Annotated in this window: 22 protein-coding genes; 13 read left to right on the forward strand and 9 right to left on the reverse strand. The window is 64.2% G+C overall.

What is annotated here, in order from left to right; genetic code table 11:
• Nucleotides 1–8 precede the first annotated feature (8 nt).
• Nucleotides 9–959, forward strand: coding sequence for a cytochrome-c peroxidase (locus AQZ50_RS18630; RefSeq protein WP_231730413.1), 951 nt, complete (start codon nt 9–11; stop codon nt 957–959).
• A 91-nt stretch (nt 960–1050) separates the two neighbouring features.
• A complete protein-coding gene (locus AQZ50_RS18635) occupies nt 1051–2040 on the forward strand; it encodes a LacI family DNA-binding transcriptional regulator (protein WP_255354646.1) in 990 nt (329 codons plus the stop codon).
• 270 nt (nt 2041–2310) lie between these two features.
• Here AQZ50_RS18635 and AQZ50_RS18640 read toward each other — a convergent pair whose 3' ends face one another.
• Together AQZ50_RS18640 and AQZ50_RS18645 are read right to left on the reverse strand one after the other, a co-directional pair.
• Complete coding sequence (locus AQZ50_RS18640; RefSeq protein ID WP_067748765.1) at nt 2311–2808, reverse strand: type II toxin-antitoxin system VapC family toxin; 498 nt, start codon at nt 2806–2808, stop codon at nt 2311–2313.
• On the reverse strand, nt 2808–4805 hold the full coding sequence (locus AQZ50_RS18645) for an N-6 DNA methylase (RefSeq protein ID WP_156427438.1): 1998 nt from the start codon (nt 4803–4805) through the stop codon (nt 2808–2810). Before AQZ50_RS18645 ends, AQZ50_RS18640 begins: the two co-directional genes overlap by 1 nt.
• A gap of 35 nt (nt 4806–4840) precedes the next feature.
• On the opposite strand from AQZ50_RS18645, the gene AQZ50_RS21290 reads away from it, so the two are divergent.
• Nucleotides 4841–5089: a BTAD domain-containing putative transcriptional regulator gene (locus AQZ50_RS21290; protein WP_156427439.1), complete on the forward strand. Its 249-nt coding sequence runs from the start codon at nt 4841–4843 to the stop codon at nt 5087–5089.
• 204 nt (nt 5090–5293) lie between these two features.
• On the opposite strand, the gene AQZ50_RS18650 is transcribed toward AQZ50_RS21290, so the two are convergent.
• From AQZ50_RS18650 to AQZ50_RS18665, 4 genes are all read right to left on the reverse strand, one after another.
• Nucleotides 5294–5749, reverse strand: coding sequence for a MerR family transcriptional regulator (locus AQZ50_RS18650; protein WP_067748771.1), 456 nt, complete (start codon nt 5747–5749; stop codon nt 5294–5296).
• Nucleotides 5750–6235: 486 nt separating this feature from the next.
• On the reverse strand, nt 6236–7546 hold the full coding sequence (locus AQZ50_RS18655) for a glycoside hydrolase 5 family protein (protein WP_067748774.1): 1311 nt from the start codon (nt 7544–7546) through the stop codon (nt 6236–6238).
• Nucleotides 7547–7575: 29 nt separating this feature from the next.
• A complete protein-coding gene (locus AQZ50_RS18660) occupies nt 7576–10065 on the reverse strand; it encodes a glycoside hydrolase family 3 protein (protein WP_067748778.1) in 2490 nt (829 codons plus the stop codon).
• A gap of 67 nt (nt 10066–10132) precedes the next feature.
• Nucleotides 10133–13213: a TonB-dependent receptor gene (locus tag AQZ50_RS18665; protein ID WP_197412558.1), complete on the reverse strand. Its 3081-nt coding sequence runs from the start codon at nt 13211–13213 to the stop codon at nt 10133–10135.
• A 341-nt stretch (nt 13214–13554) separates the two neighbouring features.
• Here AQZ50_RS18665 and AQZ50_RS18670 point away from each other — a divergent pair, with 341 nt between their 5' ends.
• The 3 genes from AQZ50_RS18670 (at nt 13555) to epsC (ending at nt 16417) form a co-directional block, all read left to right on the forward strand.
• The gene (locus AQZ50_RS18670) at nt 13555–14595 is read left to right on the forward strand and encodes a mannose-1-phosphate guanylyltransferase (protein ID WP_067748782.1); all 1041 of its coding nucleotides are present in this window, start codon (nt 13555–13557) and stop codon (nt 14593–14595) included.
• Between the two features lie 10 nt (nt 14596–14605).
• Entirely contained in the window at nt 14606–15412 is an 807-nt protein-coding gene (locus AQZ50_RS18675; RefSeq protein ID WP_067748785.1) for a class I mannose-6-phosphate isomerase, read from the forward strand.
• Between the two features lie 66 nt (nt 15413–15478).
• Nucleotides 15479–16417, forward strand: coding sequence for a serine O-acetyltransferase EpsC (gene epsC / locus AQZ50_RS18680; protein WP_082703802.1), 939 nt, complete (start codon nt 15479–15481; stop codon nt 16415–16417).
• Between the two features lie 103 nt (nt 16418–16520).
• Here epsC and AQZ50_RS20820 read toward each other — a convergent pair whose 3' ends face one another.
• The 3 genes from AQZ50_RS20820 to AQZ50_RS18695 all read right to left on the reverse strand — a co-directional run bounded on the left by AQZ50_RS20820 (nt 16521) and on the right by AQZ50_RS18695 (nt 20454).
• Entirely contained in the window at nt 16521–17243 is a 723-nt protein-coding gene (locus tag AQZ50_RS20820) for a hypothetical protein (protein ID WP_067748788.1), read from the reverse strand.
• A 246-nt stretch (nt 17244–17489) separates the two neighbouring features.
• Nucleotides 17490–18575 (reverse strand): calcium-binding protein, encoded by a 1086-nt coding sequence (locus AQZ50_RS18690; protein WP_067748791.1) that lies wholly within the window; start codon nt 18573–18575, stop codon nt 17490–17492.
• Between the two features lie 274 nt (nt 18576–18849).
• Nucleotides 18850–20454, reverse strand: coding sequence for a phosphoenolpyruvate carboxykinase (locus AQZ50_RS18695; protein WP_067748815.1), 1605 nt, complete (start codon nt 20452–20454; stop codon nt 18850–18852).
• Nucleotides 20455–20829: 375 nt separating this feature from the next.
• Between AQZ50_RS18695 and AQZ50_RS18700 the strand changes: the two genes are divergently transcribed.
• From AQZ50_RS18700 to AQZ50_RS18730, 7 genes are all read left to right on the forward strand, one after another.
• Nucleotides 20830–21651, forward strand: a complete 822-nt coding sequence (locus tag AQZ50_RS18700) for a response regulator (RefSeq protein WP_082703806.1) — start codon at nt 20830–20832, stop codon at nt 21649–21651.
• 43 nt (nt 21652–21694) lie between these two features.
• The gene (locus AQZ50_RS18705) at nt 21695–23251 is read left to right on the forward strand and encodes an ATP-binding protein (protein ID WP_067748822.1); all 1557 of its coding nucleotides are present in this window, start codon (nt 21695–21697) and stop codon (nt 23249–23251) included.
• Nucleotides 23248–23673, forward strand: coding sequence for an HPr kinase/phosphorylase (locus tag AQZ50_RS18710; RefSeq protein WP_067748794.1), 426 nt, complete (start codon nt 23248–23250; stop codon nt 23671–23673). Before AQZ50_RS18705 ends, AQZ50_RS18710 begins: the two co-directional genes overlap by 4 nt.
• A 42-nt stretch (nt 23674–23715) precedes the next feature.
• Complete coding sequence (gene rapZ / locus AQZ50_RS18715; RefSeq protein ID WP_067748797.1) at nt 23716–24708, forward strand: RNase adapter RapZ; 993 nt, start codon at nt 23716–23718, stop codon at nt 24706–24708.
• A 219-nt stretch (nt 24709–24927) separates the two neighbouring features.
• Complete coding sequence (locus AQZ50_RS18720; protein WP_067748800.1) at nt 24928–25332, forward strand: PTS sugar transporter subunit IIA; 405 nt, start codon at nt 24928–24930, stop codon at nt 25330–25332.
• A gap of 15 nt (nt 25333–25347) precedes the next feature.
• Nucleotides 25348–25632, forward strand: coding sequence for an HPr family phosphocarrier protein (locus tag AQZ50_RS18725; RefSeq protein ID WP_082703803.1), 285 nt, complete (start codon nt 25348–25350; stop codon nt 25630–25632).
• A gap of 31 nt (nt 25633–25663) precedes the next feature.
• Entirely contained in the window at nt 25664–26464 is an 801-nt protein-coding gene (locus AQZ50_RS18730; protein ID WP_067748806.1) for a TrmH family RNA methyltransferase, read from the forward strand.
• The last annotated feature ends 67 nt before the right edge of the window (nt 26465–26531 follow it).

Here is a 26531-nt window from a genome sequence, read left to right on the forward strand (position 1 = left end):
GGGCGATCTTGTCGTTGCTGCCTCTCGCGCTGGTGGGGGCGGCGCCGGGCTGGGAATGGCATTTACCGCCGGGCGTGGCGCCGCCGCCGGTCCCCGCCGACAATCCGATGCGCGCGGCCAAAGTCGAGCTTGGGCGGCGGTTGTTTTATGATGCGGACTTGTCGCTCGACGGCACGATGGCCTGTGCGACCTGTCATGAGGCGCGGCATGGCTTTGGCGACGGCAATACCACGCATCCCGGCGTGACCGGCGAAGCGGGGCGGCGCAATGTGCCGGGGCTGGCCAATGTCGCGTGGTTTTCGCCGCTGACTCATGCCGATCCGGGGCAGACCACGCTGGAACGGCAAGTCGCCGTGCCGGTCATGGGCACGCATCCCGTCGAAATGGGCATGGCCGGGCGCGCGGATCAGATCGCGCAGAGACTGGGCCGCGATGGCTGTTATCGCCGGATGTTTGCCGAGGCCTTTCCCGAAAATGACGGGCGGATCGATCTGGACACGGTGGCCAAGGCGATTGCCGGTTTCGAACGCACGCTTGTTTCGTACGGCAGCGCGTGGGACCATGGCGCGCTCGATGCCGGGGCGCAGCGCGGCGAGCGGACATTTCGCCGCGCCTGTGCCGGGTGCCATGCGGGGGTGCGGTTTACCGATCTGCGCTTTCATCTGCTGGGCCCGGTCGATGTGAGTGCGCCCGATCAGGGGCTCTATGAAAAGACCGGGCGCGCGGATGATCGGGGGCGGTTTCGCACGCCGTCCTTGCGCAATGTCGCGATGACCGGGCCATGGTGGCACGACGGCAGCGCGAAAAGCCTGGACGAAGCGATCGCGCGCCATGGGCTCGCGTTGCGGCCCGGCGAAACGGTGGACCTGATCGCGTTTCTCAAGGCGCTCGATGATCCGGCGTTTGCTGCCAATCCGGCCACCCGGCTGCCCGATACGGCCTGCGGCAAAGCGCTGTAGCCAAGGCGCTTGTCAATCCGCCGGGTTTCGCGCAAGACCGCTGCGCAGACCACGGAGAACCGCCATTTCGCGCCGCGCCACGATCTATGAAATCGCGACAGCCGCCGGCGTTTCGCCCAAGACCGTTTCGCGGGTGTTGAACGACGAACCCTTCGTCAAGGATGCCTTGCGCGAAAAGGTCAAGGCGGTTGCCAAAGCGCTCAATTATCAGCCGAACATCACCGCCAAGGGGCTGATCACCCGGCGCAGTTTCATGATCGGGCTGACCTATGAACGCCCCAGCCCGAGCTATGTCGTCGAATTGCAGCGCGGCGTGCTCGAACGGCTGGCCGACGAACGCTATCGCATGATCATCCTGCCGTTTCGCGATGTCTGCGCGCGGCCCGATGATTTCTTCGAATTCCTGCGCTCGGCGGCGCTCGACGGCGTGGTGCTGGCCCCGCCCGGCAGCGACGAACTGGCCGTGCTCGACCGCCTCGATGCGGCAGGCATCCACTATGGCCGGATCGCGCCGCAGCTTGAACCGGGGCGAGGCGCCTGCTCGTTGCTCGATGACACGGCGGCGGCACGCGAAGTGGCCGAACATCTGCTCGCGCTCGGCCATCGGCGGCTGGCGGTGATCCTCGGCGATCCGACTCACCGCGCCAGCGCCGCGCGCAGCGAAGGCTACGCCCGCGCCTTTGCCGCCCATGACATCGGCGAAGACGCACTGTGCTTCGAGCCCGGCGATTTTACCTTCGCCAGCGGCGAGGCGGCGATGCGCCGCATCCTGTCACGCCCCGGCCCGCGCCCGACCGCCATTCTGGCGCAAAACGACGACATGGCGGTCGGCGCGATGACCGTCGCGCGCGAAGCGGGCCTGTCGATCCCCGGCGACCTGTCGGTCACCGGCTTCGACGATTCCGACATCGCCCGCCTGATCATGCCCAAACTGACCACCGTGCGCCAGCCGGTGTTCGACATGGCGATGACCGCCACCGACGGCCTGCTCAAACTCCTGTCGGGCGAACCCGCGCCGCCGCCCGTGCTCCACGCGCACGAACTGCTGGTGCGCCAGTCGACGGCGGCACCTGCGGGTTAGGGGGCGGGGGGCGGACACCGCCCTCATTCCTGACATTCCAGCCCCCTGATCAGTGAACCGAAAGTTGCCTCTCATTCACATTGCCAAGGCGGGCTGGCATCGACGTGGTTTGGGACGTAGCCGTCATTCCCAGGCCGGGGGCGAAGGGCGGCTTTCAGCCTAGCACCAGACATACTGAAAGGCGGTAAGCAGCGGCGGGAAACGGCAAGTTTCGTGCCGATTGCTGAATGGCGGGTTACGGGTCGGTATGCCAGAATACGTCACGCCATCCTAAATCACGTCAAGACGAAGCTCACCGATCACTGGGCTGAAACGCTCCGCAAGCTTAACATCGGTCGTGACCAATAGCCGATTGCGCTCCACCGCTTGCGCAACAAGCCAGAGATCGTTTTCGTCAACCTGAAGGGTCTTGGTCGAACCTCGCAATTGCCAGTCCTCAAGCCAGCGTGGGGTGCGCCGGCTCAAATCGATGTAGTGCGCGGCCAATCTGGCTTTGACATCGCCATATGCCTCAGCCGTGTGCTTGGTGATATCCGCCAGCGGATATGTCCCGGCCAGCTCGACTGTCTCGCGAAAGTGGTCCACGGCTTGGCCAGCTCGAAGGGCAGCTTCTAGTCCGTAGCGCAGCTCAGCCAACACCACCGAAGACAGGAGAACTGTGTCATCTGAATGGAAGCCCTGAGCGTGCGCGATTGCCGCGGCATGCTTGGGACGTCGCACGTCATAGAGCACCGATACGAAATTGGTGTCGAGAAGCAGCTCGTCCATCAGTCGATGAAGTGCGCGATGGCGTCAGCTTCGGTCGAAGGAATGGGCTTGAACACGTCCAACACCCATGAACCGCGGCCAAGGCTCTGCGAACGCCCGAGCAATTCGTGAAGCGGTGTAAAGGTGCGGACCTCTGGCGGCATCCACCCCGCGAACGGATGCGCGGTCGGGCGTTTGGCGCCGGAAAAAAAGTCCAGCACGCGGCGCTCCAGCCGGGGCGGAAGATCATATCCCTGGAGAATCACGGCATCGATCTCGACAAGCGTTTTATTGAGCTCAATGACTAAGGCGCTGTCTGGTCGAGCCAGATAGGCCCGAAGCTGGGCGCGGTATCGCTGCGTCAATTCGCTCAGAGCAATGTCGTCAATCCGACTCGGCAAAGGCAACCGTTTGACCATTTCATTGGTAAAATGCTGATTGGCCGAATGTTCGGTGACAAAGGCGTTGGCTACCGGCCCGTTTAGGATAGCTTCAAGCACGTTGACCGAATAGTCGCCCGATGGCCAAATCCCGGTGAACTGTTGGGAAGCGAGCATGCCATCACGATCGGCGGCGGCTGTAAGTCGCCACGCTCCCCTGGAAACGCGCTGAGCGTTGATCAGGATCTTTGGCTCGCGCCACGGCCGCGTCAGCGGCGCTGGCCAGACCTGATTCTCGGGCGCGACATCCAGCCAGCGCGGACGCCTCAGCTCATAGGCAAGCAGGCTGTCGCGTGGCCGGAAATAACCGCGTTCGCGCAGCGGCCCCGGTTCATCGGAAACACCCTTGCCTTGCACCTTCCAGCGCAGCCCCCGGTGAATCTGGGCATGGTCACCCAATCTCGGCGCGCGTGCGAGATATGCCCAGACTTCGTCGAGTTCGCTGATCCAAAGGTCGGATGTGGGAAGCGAACGCGTGGCGATCCGCTCCGGTCCTGGCTCGCCTGAACGCAAGAAATTCAGACAATCCTGTTCGGGCACGGTGCGCGACACGACGCGCGTGATCTTGGCAACCTCTTCTGCACGCCGCCCGGACGCGATCAGGAGGGCACACGGATAACTCGCCTTCTGGAAAATCCGGTCCGGAAGCGAGACCAGCTCGACTTCGTCATAGACTGTCGCGATCTTTGTCCGCAGCTCGCGATAACCGTGGTGGAGGAGGAAGCCCCGGGGCAGCACAAATCCCAACGCACCGGGCGCGGCCTCGACAGCTTTTTGAAGCGCGAACGCCGCCTTTGATGCCGCTGCACTGCCAGCTTCTGGATAGTCGCGACGTTCATCGGGCGTGAAATCTTCAAAGGGCGGATTGCACAATATGACCGTGGCGCCAGCCAAAGTCTGTGTTAGCGCTCCATCGTCGAAAAGATCACGCGACTTGATCTTCCAGCCGTTGGCATTGGGGTAGTCGGCCAGGATGAGGGACAAAGTTGCCACTTCACATGCGAACATGTCGAGTTCAGCACCTGACAGTCGCTGGACGAGGTAAGCGTGACGCTGCGATGCAGACCAGTTCGCCGGCAAGAGGTCGCGCAGCCGCTTGAGTGCCGCGACCAAGAAAATGCCAGCGCCTGTGAATGGTTCTACCAGCCTCAGTTGCTCGATGTCGAAACGCTCGAGCCTTAGTGCTCCAACCACATATTCGGCGACAGCGCGCGGCGTACTGTGCGTTCCGAACAGCCGGCGCGTGTCGGCGGTGACCAACGTGTTCTCGTAGACGAAAGCGAGACTATCGGCCGATATGTTGCGTAGATTGATGGCCTGGCCAAGCCGAGCCCAAGCCACAGCCGCGCGATCGAGCGGCAGTGGCTCACCATCATCGACGACAGCCAGACCATAATAGCTCTGGATACCAGCCAGGACCGCCCCGACGCCCTGGCCTCCCCATTCTTCGGCAATCGCATGGCCACGATCAGCCAGGATCTTCGCCGCGAGCAGCCGGAAGGTCAGCCTGAACGCCGACCGTTGCGCACCGAGATCGTCCGGATTCGACGGTGAGAGAATTGCGACGACATCGGCCATGGCCTGATGCAGCTTAGCTTCGACCTCGGACTCGATTGCCGGGAGCAACCCGAGATCGACAAAGTCATATTGGACCGGCCCGGCGTCCTGGCCTAAAGCTTTGGCGCGGTGCAGCGCTTGCGGATCCCACTGCGCGCGGTACCGGTCGAACAGCGCAGGCAGCTCGGCGACGGTTACGCGCTCGCGCAATGTCGGCGCGGCGCGCGCGCCTACGGACCACACCCCGACGCTCTCGCCATCGATCGAAAAGAATACTGGCGCACCGAGTGCGCTGCGTGCCCTGATCGCGCCCGCCGGATCGACATCGCCGTCGACCACACCGAACGCCGCCGAACGAAACGATTCCGGGAGCTGCGTGAATGCAGCCAGGCAAACCGAGCGGATGCCGTCACCGTCGCCCAACACATCGGCAAAGCGGTAATCGCGGAACAGGCTTTCGCTTGTGTAGCCGAGGTCGAGTAGTCCGCGCTCTATCGAGGCAAGCGCCGTCATCTCACGCGCACCGCGCGGAACAGGGGTAGCTGGCTGCCCTGGTCGTGCGTCGTAAATTCGGTCGCCAACACCTCCAGATGAGGGTCGAGGCGCAAGATTAGGCTGTCGCGCCCTTCGCGATCCGTAAACACCGCGTTTTCCGCCAATAGCTCTCCGTCCTCCATGCCGCGTAGCGCCAGCACACATCCACGCAACGCCGGGAACGATATGCCGACGAGGAGCTCGCGGAGCGCGATGAGCAGGTCGACATGCGCGTGAAGCTCGATCCGGAACCGTTCGCGCAGCACGACCGCAAGACGGAGGATCAGGACCGACTGCCAGCCGTAGAGCGCCGGGCGGCCAGGTCCGCCAGGTGCGACATCGGGTCGCACCAGCCCGCGCCGGTGCGTCCACTCGCGCAGCTGGTCGGCCGAAAGGCCAGTCAAGCGCAAAACGTCGCGCGCCGGTACCATGTTCCTCCATATCAAGCGGGTTACGGACCCGCTTTACATTGCACAAACGGGGATTTCACCCGCTTTGCTGATACAAAGTGGGTAGCATCCCCGCTTCGTGTTGTCGAGCCTTGGCCCTTGCCCGAACGCCGTTCCTGGACTGGATTGGAAGGATGCCGTGGTCGCGGTAATGCGTACTGCCGCCCGATTACTGCAGTTGGCCCGCGACGTATTGAACGGCCGCTTTTAGGGATGCATTGGGCTCCGCTGAACGACGGGTTTTGGGGCGCGTAGCCGACCGGCGGAAGTCCAATTTCTGAAAGACCGGTTCCGGCGAGAGCCGACGCTCCAGAGGCAGCAGCGGAACGGCGTAACTTGGTCGCAAGCTGACGCCAGTGCATAACCGTGGGAGCGGCAGCTTGTGGCCTTTTGGTTTTCGTAACCTGCCGTTTCGGTTAGTCCGCAATAGCGGCCCCAAGGCGCGCGGCGCACATCTGCGCGTCACGCCTACGCGGTCGCGAACCGCGTCGCATGTTCCCTGATCTGCGCGATGATGGCGGTGTCGGTGTCGAAATTGCCGTACCAGCCTTGGGGTTCGTGGGGTGGGTCGCCCATCAGCGGGTCGCCGGGGTGCCAGCGGTGGTCGGGGCGGGGGGTGCGGGCTTCGCCGTTCCAGGCCCAGAAATTGGTGCCTGCGATCGGGCCGCCGGTGGCGAGGCTGGTTTCGGCGGCGCCGTGGATCAGGCGGTAATAGCGTTGGCGGAATGTCGTGGGGACTTGCGGGTCATAAAGCTCGCCGTCGCGGGGGAAGCCGAATTCTTCGATGACCAGCGGTTTGCCGAGCGTGGTGGCGAGGCGGACGTGGGTGGCGAGGTAGGCTTCGACGCGTGTCCTTCCGGCGCCCCATGTTCCGGCCAGATTCTTGCCGTCGACCCAGCCCCAATTGAGCGGCCAGACATGCGCGGTCAGGTAATCGATCGAGCGGTGGGCGCGCAGCACGATGTCTTCGCGGCCCGCGCTGGCGATCGTGCCTTCCATGCCGAGCGAGACCATGTGATTGGGATCGAGGCTGCGGATCAGCGCGGCGCTGTCGTCGATCCATGCGTAATAGCCGGGCAGCACGCGCTCCATGATGTCCGGGCTGACGCCGGGGCGCGGTTCGTTGCACAATTGCCAGGCCATCAGCGCGTGATCGTCGCGATAGGCGCGGCCCGTGACCGTATTGACCCGCCCGACCAGTGCGCGGACCCAGCCGAAGAAGCGCGCGACGGCCGCCTTGTTGGCGTAAAACGCACTGCCCGCGTCGGGGAAGGCGGGCCAGGGATGCGCGGGGTCGTTGTTATCGAGATACTGCCCGGTTTCATACCACAGCAGCGTCATCATGCCGCCCGACCATTCCCAATTGTTGGTCAGGTACAACACGCCGGTCATGTCGCGGCGGGCGAGTTCCGCCATGGCATGGTCGAGCCCGATCAGCAGCGCCTCGTTGTGTTCCCCGGCGCGGTTGATGAAGCCGGGGGTGACGCTGGCGCGCAAGGGGCCCTCTTCGGCCCCGGCCAGGAGGCGCACATTGGTCACGCCCATCGCGCGCAGCCGGTCCAGCTCGCGCCCCAATCGCGCGCGGCCCGCGACGGGATCGGCGCCGAGCCAGGCGAGATACCAGACATTGGCCCCGGCATAGCGCAGCGGGCGGCCATCGCGGACAAAGCCGGTGCCGATGCGGCGGACAAAGCGATCGGGCGCGGCCCAGGCGCCGGTTGCCGCGAAAGGCGCGGCGCCGAGCGCGGCAAGGGCGGTGCGTCGGTTGATCGGGACCATGGGCGCTTCCTTTATGGGCAGAACAGGCTTTATGGGCAGGGCAGGATCTGTTCGGCGTCGTTGCCCAGGCGCACTTCGCCGATGGTGACATCGCCCGGCCCGTCGAGTGTCAGGCGAAAGGCTTCGCCAAGGTGCGCCATATCGGCGCCATGCGCGGCAAGGCATTTGAGCGGCAGGCCATAGCGCACCCAATGATCGCTCGCGGGCAGGGCCATCGCAACCTCTGCGTGGCACGCCGGTTCGTCGCAGGCCGCGCCGAGCGACGCATGCGCCGGGGCCTGCGCCACGCGCGCGGTGAGCAGCAGCATGACATCGCCATTGGTTTCACGCGCCAGATCGAGCGGGGCGGGGGCGGACAGGGCGATGGTTGCCGAACCCGAGCTCACGGCAAAGCGCCGCGCGCCTTCCTGCACCGCGAAATCGACCGCAGAAATGTGGACACGTCCGCCCAGCGCTTCGGCGGGCACGGCGGTCAGGCGGGTCGATCCGCTGCCATCGGGCGCCTCGACGCGCAGCGACCAGCCGCTGCCGGGCTGACCATTGGCAAACCAGCGGCGCGCGTCGATCGCGGGGGGCACGCCGGGGTCTTCGGACAAGGGCGCCCAGCCGCGCGTCCGGTCATGCCAGGTCAGGCCATAGCCAAAGGGAAACAGCGCGCCGTCGCTCGCCCGCGCGGTACGCGGCCATGCCGTCGGCAGGCGCCCGGTGATGGGAAAGCGCGGATGGCCCTGCGCATCGCCGACCAGCACATCGGCCAGGCCTTCGCCCTCGCTGCCCGGCAGCCAGGCGACGACAAAGGCATCGGCGGCATTGAGCGCGGGATTGATGAACAAGGGTCGCCCGGTCAGCATGACGGCGACGACCGGGATATGCTGCGCGCGCAGGTGGCGCATGGTTTCCCACGGCGCAGTCAGCTCCGGCGTCAGTTGCAAGGATTTGAGATCGCCCTGAAATTCGGCATAAGGGCGCTCGCCGAAGACGACCACGGCGGCATCGGGCTTTTGCGTATAATGGCCATCGGGCGACAGTTCGGCACTGCCGCCGCCGGATTCGACCGCCGATTTCAGCCCCTGCCACAGCGAGGTGGCGCCGGGGAAATCGGCGCGGGTCAGCCCGGTGCCCTGCCAACTGATCGTCCACCCGCCCGAGGCGCGGGCGAGATCGTCGGCGCCGTCGCCCGCCACCAACAGCCGCGCGCGGGCCTTGAGCGGCAGGACGCCATCGTTTTTCAGCAGGACCAGCGATTTGCGCACCGCTTCGCGCGCAACGGCGCGGTGCGCGGCATTGCCGAGCAAGCCCCATTGTCCGGCCAGCGGGCGCGTTGACGGTGCGCCCGCTTCGAACAGGCCGAGCCGCGCCTTGACGCGCAGGATGCGCGCCACCGCATCGTCGATCCGCGCCATCGGGATCACCCCGGCGCGCGTTTCGGCGATCAGGCTGGTGACCATGTCTTTCCAGCTGTCGGGCGCCATGATCATGTCGACGCCGGCGAGCACGGCCTGCGGGCAGGCGGCATTGGTGCAGCCTTCGACCTGACCATGCGCGTTCCAGTCGGATACGACGAAGCCGCCGAAATCCATGCGGTCTTTCAACACGCCGGTCAAAAGCCCGGCGTTGCCGGTCATCTTGCGGCCCTGCCAACTGGAAAAGCTGGCCATGACGGTGGCGACGCCGCCTTCGATGGCCGGGCCATAGGGCGCCCCGTGAATATCGCGCAGCGCGGTCTCGCTGATCGTGGCATCGCCCTGATCGATGCCGTTGGTCGTGGCGCCGTCGCCGATGAAATGCTTGGTCGAGGCAATGACTTTGCCATGCGCGATCAGGTCGCGGCCATTGGGCGGGCCCTGCAGCCCGCGCAGCATGGCGCCGACATAGCGGCTGACGAGCGCGGGATCGGACGAATAACCCTCGTAGGCGCGGCCCCAGCGATAATCCTGCGGCACGGTGACTGTCGGGGCGAATGTCCAGTCGATCCCGGTGACGCGGATCTCGCTTGCGGTCACGGTGCCGATGCGTTCGACCAGATCGGGATCATGCGTCGCGCCGAGCGCGATATTGTGCGGAAACAGCGTCGCGCCGATGATGTTGGAATGGCCGTGAATGGCATCGGTGCCCCACAGGACCGGAATGCCGACGCCGCCCGCCGACCGATCGGTCGAGGCGGTCCAATAGGCATCGGCGAGGCGAAGCCAGTCTTGCGCGGGGGCCTTGTCATTGCCGCCCGGGCCGCTGTTGCCGCCATTGAGCACCGCGCCGAGGTGATAGCGGCGCACATCGTCGGGCGTGGTGCAGCAGATGTCGCCCTGCACCAATTGGCCGATCTTTTCCTCCAGCGTCATGCGCGCCAGAAGCTCTGCTATGCGCGCTTCTGTGCCCGCATCGCGGGTGACGGGGTAGCGGTATGCCGGCCAGATCGCCGGATGCGCGGTGCCGGGCGTTTCCGCCTGGGCCGATTGCGCCATGGCGAGCGCTGCGAGGACAAGCGGGCGCAGGCGCCGGTGGGTGCGAGCACGGGTCATCGGGGAGGGGCAGCTTTCGCGAAAAAGGATGCGGCCGCCGTGAGGGAATGGCGGCCGCAGGGAGGGATCAGTACTTGAACTTGGCGCCGAAGAACACGCGCCGACCGGAGTTGAAATAGGTGAACGGTTCGTTGGTCCACTGCATGTAGGTGTGCTGCGCGGCTTTGGTGATGTTCTGCGCCGAGAACACCAGGCCGAAGTTTGCGTTTACGTCATAGCCGAGCTGACCGTCGAGCTGACCATAGGGCGCCGAGAAGATTTCATAGGTCTTCTGATTGCCGTACTGGTCGGGGAACGAGAACGTTGCCCCGGCGCCCGAATCGTTGATCGCCTTGCTGCGCCACGAATAGGACAGCCGGGCCGAAAAGCCGTGCGATTCATAGAACGCGTTGGCGGTAAACGCATGCTTTGAAACGCCCGGGATCGGCGCGGTGGTCGTGAACGAAGTCGGCAGGTTTGCGCTCGATTGCGACAGCGTGTAGTTCGCCGCGACGCCAAAGCCCTTGAGCAAGCCGTCGTGCGCCTGCCACTGGGCGCCCAGTTCGAGGCCCCAGATCCAGCCCGACCCGGCGTTTTCGGGTTTGGTCACATCGGAGGTCGTGCCGCCGAAATCGTCGCCCACCAAAGTCGGGACGCTCAGCGTTTCGACGAAGTTCTGCACTTTCTTGTAGAATGCGGCGACGCTGACCATCGAGCCCGGCGCGAAATAGTTTTCGTAATCGGCGACGCCCTGCCATGCCCGATAGGGATCGAGCTGGGCATTGCCCGCCGTGCCGCCCGCAAAGGCGTAACCATCGGCGAGGCCGGTGGTGACATTGGTCCGCCCGCCGGTCTGGCGCGTGAAGTTGTAGCTGTTGCCCAGGCCAAGCGAAAACAGGTCTTGCGCGGCGACGACTTTTGCCGCGCCAAAGCGGAAAATCTGCCGATCGGTCAGCTTGTATTCGAAATTCAGCGACGGCAGCACGTCGTTATAGTGCCGGTCGGTCGTCACCGGGACATTGTTCGAATTGACCCCGTTCCACGACGCGGTGCCATAGAATGTCGGCACGGCGGCGGTCTGCGCGTTGTTGATGGTCAGCCAGGTGGAAACGAAGCGCACGCCAAGGTTGAGGTGATACCGCGCGCCTTTGCCGCCCAGATCGGCCATCAGGTAAGTGGCGAGCGTCTTGTCGCTGACCATGAACGAGCTCAGCGTGTCTTCGAAGAAGCGCTCGGTATTGTTGCTGCCGCCGCCGCCTTGCTGCCACACGGTCTGAAGATACGTCGACGGATTGGTCATGCCGCCGGTCCACGGGTTCTTGACAATCATCGAGCCGACGCCAAAGCCGTTGACGGCCATGGCCAGATTGGGATTGGACACCGCTGTCGAATAGGGCAGCGCGGCATAGCCGGGATCAAGGTAATAGACGTTGTTGCCGCCGACAGACGACTGGCAGCAATTGGCAATCGGGGTGCCGTCGGGCGCGGAGATCAGATAGCGCCCGAAAATCTGCGTGACGTCGTGGCCTGCGCCGCGCACGCCCGCTTCGATCGTGATGTCGGGCTTGACGTCCCAGGCGGCGTCGGTGTGAACATCCCAGGCGGTCTGCTTCGTCCTGTTGGCCCAGGCCCAGTTCGATTTGAACAGGACATTGTTGGGGTTCGACAGAATGTCGGAATTGTAGCCCACGCTCGGCAGGCCCGAAGTGCCGCCATTGGCCCAGTCGAACGTATAGCCCGGCGTGCCGCCCGTGCCGCAGGTCGAGGCGCCGTTGTTACAACCCGGAGCCGACGTCGTGGGATTGCCCGAGAACGAATTGTAGCGGCCATGTTCGACGTCGGCCTGTGCGGCCTCAAGATCGGAACCGGCGAAGGAATAGGCGCCGCCCCAGTTGAGGCGCAGCCCGTCCTTGTTGTCGAATTTCAGCTTGGCCTGGAAATTGTCGGCATGCGAGGTCGAGCCTTGATACAGCGTCGAGGTTTCGGCGCCGTTGGCATAGAACTGGCCGCTTTGCACCACGCCGTTGCTGTCGATCGACGATGCGGTGCCGGCCATGAGCCCGGGCAGCGCGGTTCCGGGCGAAGCGGCAGTGCCGGCGGGCGAGCCCTGGCCGTTGAACCAGACTTTGTCCGAATACTGGATGTCGGTATCGTTTTCGTGGCTGTGGAACCAGATGACGCTCAGGGCCAGATCATCGCTGAGCTTGGCCGCAAACCCCGCCGATGCGCCGAAAATGCGGCGGTCGTCGTTGTCATTGGTGAAATAGGCAAGCTGCGGGATGATGTAGTTGGTGCCGCCGTGGGCAAAGCTCGCCGCAGTCAGCCCGCCGCCGTCGGCGCCGTAGACCGGGTTGGTGACATAGTCGGTGATCAGCCACTGATTGCGGTTTTGATCCTGAAAGCTGTTGGTCAGCGTCTTTTCATGATCATAGGACAGCGATGCAAAGACGGCGAAATTGTCGCTGACTTTATACGAAACGAACAGCGTGCCATCGGGCGTGACCGACTTGGCGCCCGACGAGAGCGTGCCGCGCACGTTGCCGGCAACCGTCAGGCCCATTTTCTGGCTCAGCGGGTCGATGGCCTTGAGATTGATCGTGCCGCCGATGCCGCCTTCGACCATCCCGGCCTGCGGGTTCTTGTAGACGTCGATCCCGCCGATTTCCTCGCTCGGCACGCCTTCGAGCGAGGCGTATTGCGCCGCCGCACCGGCGCCGCCGCCTGACGATTCGCCTGCAACGTAGAATTCGCGGCCGGTCAGAAAGGCTTCGCCGTTGAGCAAGGTGACATTCTGGCGCAGCCCGTCGATCAGGACCGAAGTGCCCTGGCCGTTGGCGCGGTCAATCTGCACGCCAGGCAGGCGTTGCAGCGATTCCGCCACGTTCTGGTCGGGGAATTTGCCGATGTCTTCGGGCGCGATCGAATCGATCATGAGGTCGGAATTGCGCTTGGTGTTGAGCGCGTTTCTGAGCGAGGCGCGATAGCCGCTGACGATGATTTCGTCGGCAGCGGGCTTGGTGCTGTCGACGGTGGTGGTCGGCTCTGCCGGTGCCGCGGCAGGTGTCGTTGCAGATTGGGCCAGGGCCGCAGGTGCGGACAGCGCGGCGACGATCATCGCGGATGCAGACGCAGAGCGCACAAGTGCGCTCGCCAGGTGATGGCGATTCATGGGATTCCCCTCCGGTTCCGGGCTTCGCCGATTGAGCATGGGGCAGGCGTCTTGCAACGCAAGCGCAGTCCCCATGGCGTAGCCTTCGATGGCTGGATATGTCCGTATGACATCGATGTCAATCGTCAATCAGGCACGTTTTGGGGCGATTGTTCAGGGGGTGGTCACGCATTGCCGATGAGGTGCCTTGCGGGGGTGTCGGGCGGCGGTCAAATGGAACCGACATGGCCCAAAACCTGACGCATTTTCGACATGACACTCACTGTCCGGTACGATAAGCGACAGGACGGTCACCATCGCAGGCGTGGTGATTTTGCTGTTGCGAAGAGAGATTCTGCGGCGTGACCACAATCGTACCTGTCATCCTTTGTGGAGGAAGCGGCACCAGACTTTGGCCGCGTTCGCGCAAGACAAGGCCCAAGCCGTTTCTGCCGCTGGTCGGAGAGACGACATTGTTTGCAGCGACCGTTTTGCGTTGCAGCAAGGATGCCGGGTTTGCCGATCCCGTGGTTGTGGCCGGTGCCGCCCATGTCCCGCTGGTCGAAAGCCAATTGCCGCAAGCCGGTGCGGGCACGATCATCGTCGAGCCCGAGGGCAAGAACACCGCCGCCGCGATCGCGCTGGCCGCCGTGCGTCTGCCCGCCGATGCGATCATGCTGGTTTGTCCCAGCGATCATCATATCGGCGATGTCGCGTCGTTTCGCGCTGCGGCCCATGCGGCGGCGGTGCTGGCGGCGGACGATTGGCTGGTCTCGTTCGGGATCAGCCCGACATCGCCGGAAACCGGATTCGGCTATTTGAAACGCGGCGCGCCGATTGGCGAAACCGGCGGTTTTCGCGTTGAACGCTTTGTCGAAAAGCCCGATCTTGAGCGCGCGCGGGCGTTTCTGGCCGATGGCGGCTATTCCTGGAATGGCGGGATTTTCGCATTTCGCGCCGGCGCATTCCTGGACGAACTGAGCCTGCACCGACCGGACATTGCCGACGCTGTGCGCGCGGCGGTGGCTGCCGGGTATCAGGAAGGTCACCGGTTTTATCCCGATGCGGCGATCTTTGCCACGGTTGCCGGCGAATCCGTCGATTATGCCGTCATGGAAAAGACTGCGCGTGCGGCCATGGTGCCGGTAGCGATGAACTGGTCCGACATCGGCAACTGGCAGGCGCTGCACGAGGCGCTGCCCCGTGATGCTGACGGCAACGCGGTTCGCGGCACGGCGGAATTGAAGAACTGCCGCAACGTGCTTGTCGACAGCGACGGACCGCGCGTTTCGGTGGTGGGTGTCGAAGACCTGATCATCGTCGTCGATGGCAACGACATCATGATTACCACCCCCGGCGGCGCACAATTGGTGGGCAAGCTGCACGGTGCGGTAAACCAGTGAGCAGGCAACAGTGACCAAACTGACGATCCGTGAGGTGGAAAAGCCTTGGGGCATGGATGTGCTGCCGGCTCCGTTCATCGCCCTTGAAGGAAAGCGGATCGGCGAAATCTGGTTCGAACCGCCAGCCGAACTGCCCTCGATTCTGGTCAAGTACATCTTTACCAGCGACCGGCTGTCGGTGCAGGTTCATCCCAACGACGCCCAGGCCGCTGCTGCCGGAGAGCGCGATTCGGGCAAGGATGAATGCTGGTTTGTGATCGCTGCCGAGCCGGGCGCGACACTGGGGGTCGGGTTTCATGGGGCTGTCGATCATGCCGCGATGCGTGCCGCCGCTCTCGATGGCAGTATCGAGGACATGCTGGTGTGGTTTCCGGTCAGGCCGGGCGATTTCTTCTATATCCCGGCGGGGACCGTCCATGCCATCGGCACCGGGGTCAGCCTGATCGAGATTCAGCAGAATTCCGATATTACCTATCGGCTTTATGACTATGGTCGCCCGCGCCCGCTGCATCTCGATGCCGGGATCACGGTGGCGAGGGGCGAGCCGCACGATCCCGCGCTGCGTCGCCATATTCCCGATCATGGCACCATCGAGCTGGCCAATGGCCGCTATTTTCAGGCCCACCGCCTCGACGGCGTTCCCGATGCGGCGCTTTGCGCGCTCTATGCAGGGCCAGTGCTGATCCTGCCGCGCGAGGGCGAAGTGCGGATCGGCGATGATGTGCTGCACCCGGGCGACTGTGCGGTCACACAAGGTCTTGACGCAGTGGCATTCGCTGGCAACGGTCAGGCGATCGTCGTTCGCGCAACGCGGTGATCAGCCCTTCCGGTCTGCGGGCCGGACCGCAACGGGCATGTTCGCGCGGCAAAGGATTTGTTTCGCATGGGTGATTGCCAAGCGGTGGCGGGTGATCCGCCGTTCGATATCGTTCCGATCGTCGCGCAATTGCGCGATGTGCGCGATGCCTGGCGTGAGGCGCATGGGCGCGACAGCGCTTTCGGCGAGCGGGGGTTTCCTTCGCGTCATGCGCTTGGCCGGGTGATCGATGTGCTGTCGGCGGCGTTGTTTCCGCAGCGACTGGGCCCGCCCGATTTGCGTGCCGGCAACGAAGATTGCTTCGTGCGGGCCAGTCTTGAATCCGCCATGCCGCTGCTGGCCGCGCAAGTGCGCATGGAATTGCATTATGTCCGCCCCGAACGCGGGGCGGAAGCGATCGAGCGCGCGGTGACCGCGATTGCCGAGGAACTGGCGCGGCGTTTGCCGGCGATCCGCCGTCTGCTCGACAGCGACCTTCAGGCGGCGTTTGACGGCGATCCGGCGGCGCGCAGCGTCGATGAAGTCCTGTTGTGCTACCCCTGCATTGTCGCGCTGACCCATCATCGCATCGCGCACGAGCTCTATTTGCTCGGTGCGCCGCTGGTGGCGCGGATCATTGCCGAAATCGCCCATTCGCGTACCGGGATCGACATTCATCCGGGCGCGCAGATCGGCGAGAGCTTTTTCATCGATCACGGTACCGGCGTGGTGATCGGGCAGACCGCGATCATCGGGAACGGGGTGCGGCTGTATCAGGCGGTCACGCTGGGCGCGCGCAGCTTTTCAACCGATGAAGACGGGCGGTTGGTCAACGAACCGCGCCACCCGATCATCGAAGACGGCGTGACGATCTATGCCGGTGCAACGATCCTTGGCCGGATCACCATCGGCAAGGGATCGGTCATCGGCGGCAATGTCTGGCTGACCCGGTCGGTCCCGCCGATGAGCCGCGTGCGCCAGACCCAACCGAGCATCAATATCGAACTTGCCGATCCCTGCGACTGAGTTGAGCCACTGATTTGGCCCCGGAATCGGCCAGGCGCTTGTTAAAAAGCAGGCGCTTGTTGAAAAAAGGCCCTGCGGCATCGATGCCGCAGGGCCTTTTGAGTCAGGGACGGTGTTCTTCCCGACCGCCGCGATAGCCATCGTGGCCGCGGTAACCCTCGTGGCCGCGATAGCCCTCATGGCCGCGATAGGTGCGGTAATACCAGGTGTGATAGGGATAGGGGCGATAGCTCCAGACTCCGCCCACAAACACCCACGGCTGATACCAACCGGGTGCCGCGTAATAATATCCCTGATAGCTATAGGGATAAGCCGGAGCACCGGCGCGCACGACATAGCCCGGCGGGCAGCCGGGGCTGGTCGCATTGTTTTCCGACGAGGCAATCGCCGCGCCTGTGCCCGCCCCGACGACGGCGCCGAACGCTGCCGATCCGCCGGAATGACGACCGCCGGCTGCACCGCCGACAATCGCGCCAAGAACGCCGCCGATCACCGCGCCCGCTGCGACATCGCCATGCGATTTCACGCAGTTTTCCTGCGCCCAGCGCTGGGCATCGTAAGCATAGCGTGCATCAATGGCTTGTTGCCGGGCATAATCGGGCGGCGGCGCATAGCCCGGAGGGGGCGGGGGTGTCTGACCCGCGTCATAGCCCGGGGGCGGGCCCGGTTCGGGCGGTGGGGCCTGGTCCGGGTTATAGCCTTGCTGTGGGGCATCATAACCCTGTTGCGGGGCGCCATAACCCTGTTGCGGCGCATAGCCCGGCGGCGGCGAATCGGGCGCCGGCGGCGGGGTCTGCGCATTCGCGGCGACCGAACCCAGCACCATGGTGGCCGCCGTGATTGCAGCGAGACCCCTGCGACGGGGAGAGCGAGCCGGTTGGAACATGATCTTTCATTCCCTCTTGCGGTCGGGCTCTTTGCGGTTGGATTGGCGATGAGCCATCCCCCCACGCTTGCCCGGTAAGGGATGGTCTAGCGCATTCGATGTGAACAGGGGCTGATTTTGCGCAAAGAAGCGCGAGGGTGACACTCTGTTACAAATTTGTCCTTACCGTGTGACGGGGCGGACGTTTCAAAGGATGAATGCGCTTGCCGTCAGGCTGGCGAGTTTGGTCAGCGTGATGCAGAAATCGGCGGTTCCGTCGCCGTTGACGTCGCCCCAGACCGTGATGCCGGTACTGGTCACGTCATAGCGCACTTCGCCGGGGTGATCGCCAAAAGCGGCCGTGCCGATAAATGTCAGGTGCCCGGTCCCGCCCGTGGGCAATCCCGCGTCAAAGGCGGACAAGTCGATCTTGTCGCCCAGGGCGGGATGGAATTGCTGAATGACGTCCGCCGTTGCCGCCGTCAGTCCGCCGGTGTGGCCGGGGGAAAAGACAAAACTGTCCGTACCGCCGCCCGCGATCATCACCGCGTGCCCCGTTCCCGCGTATAGCGTGTCAGTGCCCGATCCGGCGTGGAGCGTGTCTTTGCCCGAGCCGCCATAGATCGTGTCTTTGCCCGAGCCGCCAAAGATCGTGTCCGCGCCCGACCCGGCGATCAGCACGTCATTGCCCGGCCCCCCGTGAATGATCGTCGTGCCGTTGCCTGCGGTAATCGTGTCGTTGCCCGACAGGCCAATGAGCATCTGGGGGCCGGTGCCCCCTTTCAGGATCGGGCTGGCCGTGGTCGCGTAATGGACCTGAGCGCCGGGGATGAAGTGATAGGAATTGCTGATCCCGAATGCCACCGTCTGTGACTTTGCGCCGGACGCGTTGAGCCCGAGTACGAACAGGGAGCCATCGAGCCCCGGCAAATCGCCGTTCTGTGACACCAGCGCGGCGAGCGGCATCGCCACCAGCGAGATGCCCGCCGCGCTGAACCCGCAAACCGTGAAATCCATCGTGCCGACCAGCGTCTTGCCGACGAAGGCATCGAGGGTCAGCGTGTTGTCGGTATCGGATATGCCGGCGACCTGAAACGAGACGGTATTCATCGTGAGGAACGCCGATCCGACGGTCCCGGTCATGCCGTTGTAAGTCAGCACCTGGTTGGGCGAAGTCGCGCTGTTGGTGATGGAGCCGTTGACGGCGGTTGCGGACTCATTGGCGAAGGCGTTTGCGCCAAATGTCAGGCCCACAAGGGCGTCAAGGCTGCCCAACTTCACTGTCTTCATCATGAATCAACCCGGTCCGTTTTGTCCCTTGCACGGTTGGCGCCAATGTCACGTTACGGACAACGCGGGTTGCTTTCACTTCGGATCAAGAGGTGGGTTCGCGGTGCGCGCGGGGGCGTCGGGATGGCCGGATTGCAGGCGGAACGGGCCCGGTCGCGCGGGGCGCGGATGATCCGCAGTGGACCTTGTGTCGGGGCCCTGAAAGTGTCGGGTGGCTTGAAACGCAAAACGCCGCCCCGGTGGGGGCGGCGTCGCGAAATCGGTATGGGCTTGCGGTTCAGGCGCTGACCGGCGCTGCCTGACGAACGCTTTCATCGACATGGTCGGCAAACTGTTCGAAATTTTCGATGAACTTGCGCACCAGATCCTGCGCGGTCTTGTCGTATTCGTCGGGGTTGACCCAGGCGCTGCGCGGATCGAGCAGCTTGGAATCGACGCCGGCCACTTCGACCGGCACTTCAAAGCCGAACCACGGGTCTTCGCGGAATTCGGCGCTGTTGAGGCTGCCGTCGAGCGCGGCATTGAGCAGCGCGCGAGTCGCCTTGATCGGCATGCGCTTGATCCCCGGTTCGGTCGCCTTGCCGCCCGACCAGCCGGTGTTGACCAGCCAGCACTTGACCCCGCCCTTGTTGATCCGTTCCTTGAGCAGGTTGCCATAGATCGACGGATGGCGCGGCATGAACGGCGCGCCAAAGCAGGTCGAGAACGTCGCTTCGGGCTCGGTCACACCGATTTCGGTGCCGGCAACGCGCGCGGTATAGCCCGACAGGAAGTGATACATCGCCTGTTCCGGGGTCAGCCGGGCGATCGGCGGCAGCACGCCATAGGCATCGGCGGTCAGGAAGATAATGTTCTGCGGCACCGGGCCGAGATTGTCCTTGCTCGCGTTCGGGATGAAATCGATCGGGTACGAACCGCGGCTGTTTTCGGCGAGGCTGTGGTCATCGAGATCGATTTCGCGCGTGACGGGATCGATCACCACGTTTTCGAGCACCGTGCCGAAACGCTTGGTCGTGGCAAAGATTTCCGGCTCCGCCTCGGCCGACAGGCGGATCATCTTGGCATAGCAACCGCCTTCGAAATTGAACACGGCGGTGTCCGACCAGCCATGTTCATCGTCGCCGATCAGCGTGCGGCTGGCATCGGCCGACAGCGTGGTCTTGCCGGTGCCCGACAGGCCGAAGAACACGGCGGTATCGCCCTTGGGGCCGATATTGGCCGAGCAGTGCATCGGCATCACGCCCTTGACCGGGAGCAGGTAGTTGAGAATGCCGAACACCGACTTCTTCATTTCGCCGGCATAGGCCGTCCCGCCGATCAGGATCAGCTTTTCGGTGAGGTTGACCGCGACCACCGTCTCGCTGCGGCAACCGTGGCGCGCCGGATCGGCGCGGAAGCTGGGCAGGTCGATGATCGTGTATTCGGGAGCGAAGCCGGCCAGTTCGTCGGCGCTCGGGCGCACCAGCAGGGTGCGGACGAACAGGTTGTGCCACGCGAGTTCGTTGATCACGCGCACATTGACGCGGTTTTCGCTCTGGCTGCCGCCGAACAGGTCGGCCACATAGAGCTCGTCCTTTTCACCCAGCGCCTTGATGAAATCGGCCTTGAGCACGGCGAAGTGTTCGGGCGTCATCGCGACGTTGGTCTTGCCCCACCACACGGTCTCTTCGGTTTCGGCGTCGCGGACGATGAACTTGTCCTTGGCCGAACGTCCGGTATGCTTGCCGGTGGCCACGACGAGCGGGCCGTCCTTGGCTAGCAGGCCTTCGCCGTTGCGCACGGCATGTTCGACCAGCGGTGCCGTGCCGAGATTTGCGAAAAGCGTCGCCGGTTCGGGGAAGCCCTGCGCAGCAAGCGACACGTTGAGACTGGTAGCGGACACGGCAATCCTCCCGATGGGCAGCCGCGCCGCCCAACTGGGCGCGCCGCCGCGCATGTCTGGTTCAAGAGTTCGAATACGAATGCACTGACTCGCGAGCGGCGCATACGCAAGGAAAATTGCTGCGTCAAATACGCTGCGGCAAACAAGATTTTTGCGCAGTTGATTGCGTTTTATGCAACTGCTGGGCGCGATCGGGCCTTGCGACGCGGCAAGCGTTCCCGCCAAGGTTGCCACTGAAGGAATTCCCGTTTAATCACGGACCGTGATGGCAGCCCGCAGACCTGTGACGCGATCATGACGAACAAGCGCGAAGCCGGTGGCCAGGGCCCCGATGTCTCGCCCCATCCCGATGCGCGCGCAGACCAAGTTCCGGACATGGAAAAGGTTCAGGGCGACAAGGTTCAGGGCGACAAGGTTCAGGGCGACAAGGTTCAGGGCGACAAGGTTCAGGGCAGGGCGCTCGGTGTGCAGGCTTCCGGCGCGCAAGTGATCGCGCTGGTCGATGACGATCGCAACATCCTGACCACGGTGTCGATCGCGCTGCAGGCCGAAGGGTTTGCCACGCGGGTCTATTACGACGGAGCCGCCGCTTTGCCCGCGCTGATAGACAATCCGCCCGATCTCGTCGTCTGCGACATCAAGATGCCGCGCATGGACGGGTTCGATCTGCTCAACCGGCTGCGCGAAAAAAGCGATTTGCCGGTGATCTTTCTGACCAGCAAGGACGATGAGGCGGACGAGGCGACCGGGCTTGCCATGGGCGCCGACGATTACATCGCCAAACCGTTCAGCCAGCGTCTTCTGATCGCGCGCATCCGCGCCATTTTGCGTCGGGGCGAAGTGGCACGGCGCGCGGCATTGCGCCCGCAGGACGAGCCGGCAGAGCCGCTGCCCGACGTGATCTGGCGCGGGCGATTGAGCATGGACCCGGCGCGCCATCAGGTCGAATGGACGGGGCAGCCGGTTTCCTTGACCGTGACCGAGTTCCTGATCCTCGAAGCGCTGGCGATGCGCCCCGGGGTGGTGCGTTCGCGCAGTTCGCTGATGGACGCGGCCTATCACGATGACGTGTTTGTCGACGATCGCACCATCGACAGTCATATCAAGCGGCTGAGGCGCAAGTTTCGGCTGGTCGATCCGCAGTTTTCCGCGATCGAGACGCTCTATGGTGCCGGCTACAGCTTTGCGGAACCCTGAAAACCAGCCGCCGCCGCGCGCAAGCGGGCGCAGCGCGGCGCGGATGCGCCCGACCCGTCGCCGGCTGTGGCGCACGCGCGGGGTTTCGCTGACCACGCGCATTCTGGCGGTCAACGTCATTGCGCTCGCGCTGTTGGCGGGCGGGTTCTTCTATCTCGATTCGTATCGCACACAGTTGATCAACGAGCGGTTTCGTCTGGCCCGCGCCGAAGTGGAAATCGCCGCGACGGCGCTCGCCCACGCCCGGCCCGCCGAACGGCGCCGGCTGATGGTCCAGATCGGGACGAGCCAGGTCTTGCAATTGCGGCTTTATTCCACGCAGGGCGCGCTTGAGGAGGACAGCTTTCGTCTGGCTCGTCCGGCCTTTGTGTTGATCGATCCGGCAAACGAGCCGTGGTATCAGACGGCGGCGCGCGCGCTCGATCGCGGCGTCGACGCGATCGTCGGGGCGCCCGCGATCGAACGCTATCGCGAGCCGCCGCAATCGGGTGTGGCGAACTGGCCCGAAATTGCGCGCGCGCGCCAGTCCGGGCGTACCGAAGTCTATTTGCGCTATGCCCCCGACCGTACCCCGGTCATCACGGCGGCGACCCCGGTGGGGGACAAGGGCGAAATGCTGCTGTCGATGCGCAATGCGCTCGATGTGACCCAGGCGGTACGCGATGCGCGCCAGACGCTGGGGATCATTATCGGGCTCGCGCTGCTGCTGTCTGTGCAATTGTCGCTGTTTCTGGCGCGCACGATCGTTCAGCCGTTGCGCGCGCTGGTGCGAGCGGCGGTGCGCGTGCGGCTGGGGCGCGAACGCGCGGTAGTGGTGCCGCGCCTGCCCGATCGGGGCGATGAAATCGGGCTGCTTGCACGCGCTTTTTCCGACATGACATATGCCTTGCGCCAACAGATCGACGCGGTCGAAAGCTTTGCCGCCGATGTTGCGCATGAGTTGAAAAACCCGCTGGCCTCGCTCGCCAGCGCGGTCGAGGCGATGGACAAAGTCGAAGATCCGGCGTTGCGCCGTCAGTTGTCGGCGATTGCCACGCACGATGTGCAGCGGCTCGACCGGCTGATCAGCGAAATTGCCGAAGCCAGCAGGATCGACGCGGCGCTCAGCCGGACGACGTTTGCACCGATCGATCTTGCCCTGCTGGCCGCGCATGTGGTCGGTGCGCGCGGGGTGCGTCCGGGGCTGGCGGGATGTCCGATCCGGTTTCGCCGGGGCGAGGGGGATACGCGGGTTGCCGGCGACGGGCTGCAGCTTGAACGCGTGCTCGACAACCTGCTCGACAATGCGGTGTCGTTTTCGCCGCCGGGCGGCGAAGTCGAAGTGCGCGTCAGCGCCGAAGGCGGGCGCGTGGAATTGTCGATCAGCGATCAGGGGCCGGGGATCGCGCCGGACGAACGCGAAAAGGTGTTCGACCGGTTCCATTCGGTGCGCCCGGATGAAGAGGCGTTTGGCGCGCATAGCGGGCTGGGTCTGGCCATCGCGCGCACCATTGCCGAGGCCCACGAAGGCACGTTGACGATTGTCGACAAACCCGACGGGACGCCGGGCGCGTGCCTTGTCCTGTCGCTGCCGCCGATGAGCGAAGAGGATGAGGAATGACGGCGCATCAGGCGACTGCGGTCGCCATCGGCGGGCGTGCCTTGCTGATCGAGGGGGCGCCGGGGACAGGCAAGTCGAGCCTGGCATTGGCGCTGATCGACCGGGGTGCGGCGCTGATCGGGGATGACGCGGTCATGCTCGACCATGCCGAAGGCGTGCTGCTGGCGAGCCCGCATCCGCGCGTGGCCGGGCTGATCGAAGTGCGCAATGTCGGACTGATCGCGATGCCGACGGTGGGCAAGGTGCCGGTGGCGCTGGTCTTGCGGCTCGATCCGCAGGCGCCGCGTCATGTCGAAGCCGCCGACATCGTCGAACGCGCGGGGGTTGCGCTGCCCCTGTTGCGGCTCTGGCCGGACAGCCCCGTGCTCGCGCTGCGTGCCGAAATCGCGTTGGAACGCTATGGCTTGCATGCGCAGAAATAAGGGGGGCTTCCCAAGGCGGCGGCGGTGGCGCACAGGTTTGCGATGATCGACGAATCGTCCCCACAGGAATCGGTCCCACAGGAATCGGTCCCACAGACTGGCGCGCCGGTCGATTCGGCACCGCCGCAACGGATTCTGCTCGTCACCGGCATGCTCGGCGCAGGCAAGACCACGGCGATGCGCGCGCTCGAAGATCTGGGCTGGGAAGCGGTCGACAATTTCCCCATTCGCCTGCTCGAACGTCTGCTCGAAACCGCGCCCGGCACGGCACGGCTCGACGCCGGGGCGCCGATCGCGATCGGGTTTGACACGCGCACGCGCGGGTTTGATCCGCGCTCGATCATCGATCGGGTGAAAAAGCTGTCGGAACGGCCCGGTCTGTCGATCACCACGCTGTTTCTCGATTGTGGCGGGGCCGAATTGCGGCGGCGCTATAACGAAACGCGCCGACCTCATCCGATGAGCGAGGACCGTCCGGCAGAAGCGGGCATTGCCGCCGAGCGCGAACTGCTCGAGCCGCTGCGCCGCTGGGCCGACGTGGTGCTGTCCACCACAGATTTCACCACCAACGACCTGCAACAGGCGATCCGCGAGCATTTCCGCCAGACCTCGCCGTCGCGCTCGATCATCACGATCAGCAGCTTCGGCTTTTCGCGGGGGACGCCGCCGTTGTCCGACCTGGTGTTCGACATGCGTTTCTTGAGGAACCCCTATTGGGTCGAAGCGTTGCGGCCGCAGACGGGGCGCGATCCGGCGGTGGGCGATTACATCCGCAGCGATCCGGCCTTTGCCGAGGCGTTTGACCGCATTCGCGATCTGCTGCTTCTGCTGCTTCCGCGCTATGCCGAACAGGGCAAGGCCTATGTCAACATTGCCTTTGGCTGTACCGGAGGGAAACACCGATCGGTATTCATGGCCGAACAGATCGCTTCCGCCTTGCGCGACGCGGGATTTTCTCCCACATTGCTGCATCGCAACCTTGGGTCGCGCACCGCCGAACTCGTTGAACGAAGCGGCGCGCGGGATCCACGGTGATGAACTATTTTTCGAGTTTTCAGGTTTTTAGTCGGTAACGATAACAGATATGACGGTCGGGGAAGGATCGATCCTGAAACTTACAGATTCGCAAACGGGCGGTGTCGCGCGTGTTGCCGGGCCTATGGAGAAGGGCAGGGATCATGAGAGCCTTGCCGGATCGGCCCGGAAACTTCGACATTTGGTCGCGTGCGTTGCCCTTCGGAGCCATGTCATTTCATGATCGGTCTCATTCTCGTCACCCATGGTGCCCTTGCCGATGAATTCATCCATGCGATGGAGCACGTCGTCGGGCGCCAGTCAGACATCATCGGTGTCTGTATCGGCCCCAATGACGACATGGAAAAGCGCCGGCGCGAAATCGCCGATGCCATCAAGCGCGTCGATAGCGGCGATGGCGTCATCGTGTTGACCGATCTGTTCGGCGGAACACCGTCAAATCTTGCCATTTCGCTGATGCAGGCGGGCAAGGTCGAAGTGATCGCCGGTATCAATTTGCCCATGCTGATCCGCCTTGCCAAGGCGCGTTGCTGCATGGGTGTACGCGAAGCGACCGCCGCCGCACGCGATGCGGGGCGAAATTATATAACGATCGCTTCCGAATTTCTTGGGCAGGATGCGTGATCGATGGGAGAGCAAGTGTACGTTGCGCGTGAACGGGTGACTATCGTCAACCAGCGCGGGTTGCACGCCAGGGCCAGTGCCAAGTTCGTCAATGCAGTGGCCAAGCTGCCCGCCGGGTTCGACGTGATTGTCGCCAAAGACGGGACCGAGGCCAATGGGGGATCGATTCTCGGCCTGATGATGCTGGGTGCAGCCAAGGGCGACAGCGTCGATCTGGCGGTTGCGGGCGAACCGGGCGAGGCCGATGCGATCCTGATGAAGCTGGCCGGTCTGATCAAGGACGGCTTCGGCGAGGATTGACGCCGCGCTGCGCTCTGCGCAAGGGGCCGCTATGACGCGCAAGATCATCACCGGCTATTCCAATCCCACGATCAAGTTCGTGCGCAGTCTGCGCGACAAGAAACATCGGCGGCGCGAACGGCGCTTTCTGGCCGAGGGCTTGCGGCTGCTGACCGATGCGCGCGAAAGCGGGCGTTTGCCCGAATTGCTGCTGATGGCGACGGGGCGCGAGGCCCATCCCCTGCTCGACGATCTCGAACAGGCGGTTGCGGCGGCGGGCGGGGACGTGATCGAAGTGCCGCTCGACATTCTGGCCAAAGTGACCGGCAAGGACAATCCGCAGGCCGTGTGCGGCGTCTTTGTCGAATGGGATACCGGGCTTTCCACACTCGACCGCGCCGCCGCGCCGATCTGGCTGGTGGCGCAGGCGATGCGCGATCCGGGCAATCTGGGCACCATGTTGCGCACCGCCGACGCGGTGGGCGCGGGCGGCCTGATCCTGATCGACGATTGCGTCGATCCGTTTTCGGTCGAAGCCGTGCGCGCAAGCATGGGGGCGATCTTTACCCAACACCTGGCGCAGGCGCGCTGGAGCGATTTTCTGGTGTGGCTGCGCGGCGGGCCGGGGCAATTGGTTGCGGCCTCCTTGCGCGAGGCGGTGCCCTATCGCGGTGCGGCTTATGCGTCGCCGTGCTTCGTCATGGTCGGCAACGAATCGCGCGGGCTGCCCGAAGACTATGAAATGGCGTGCGACTTGCGCGTGACAATGCCGATGAAGGGCCGCGCCGACAGCCTGAACGCAGCGGTCGCGGCGGCGGTGTTGGCCTATGAGGTTTTGGCAGCGCTCAACTAGTGGTCCGATTCTGACATTTGCGACCGTGCTATCCGGATGGCGGGATGCAAATGTCAAAAACAATCCA

Source organism: Novosphingobium sp. Fuku2-ISO-50 (assembly GCF_001519055.1).
In the GTDB taxonomy this organism is placed as follows: Bacteria; Pseudomonadota; Alphaproteobacteria; order Sphingomonadales; family Sphingomonadaceae; genus Novosphingobium.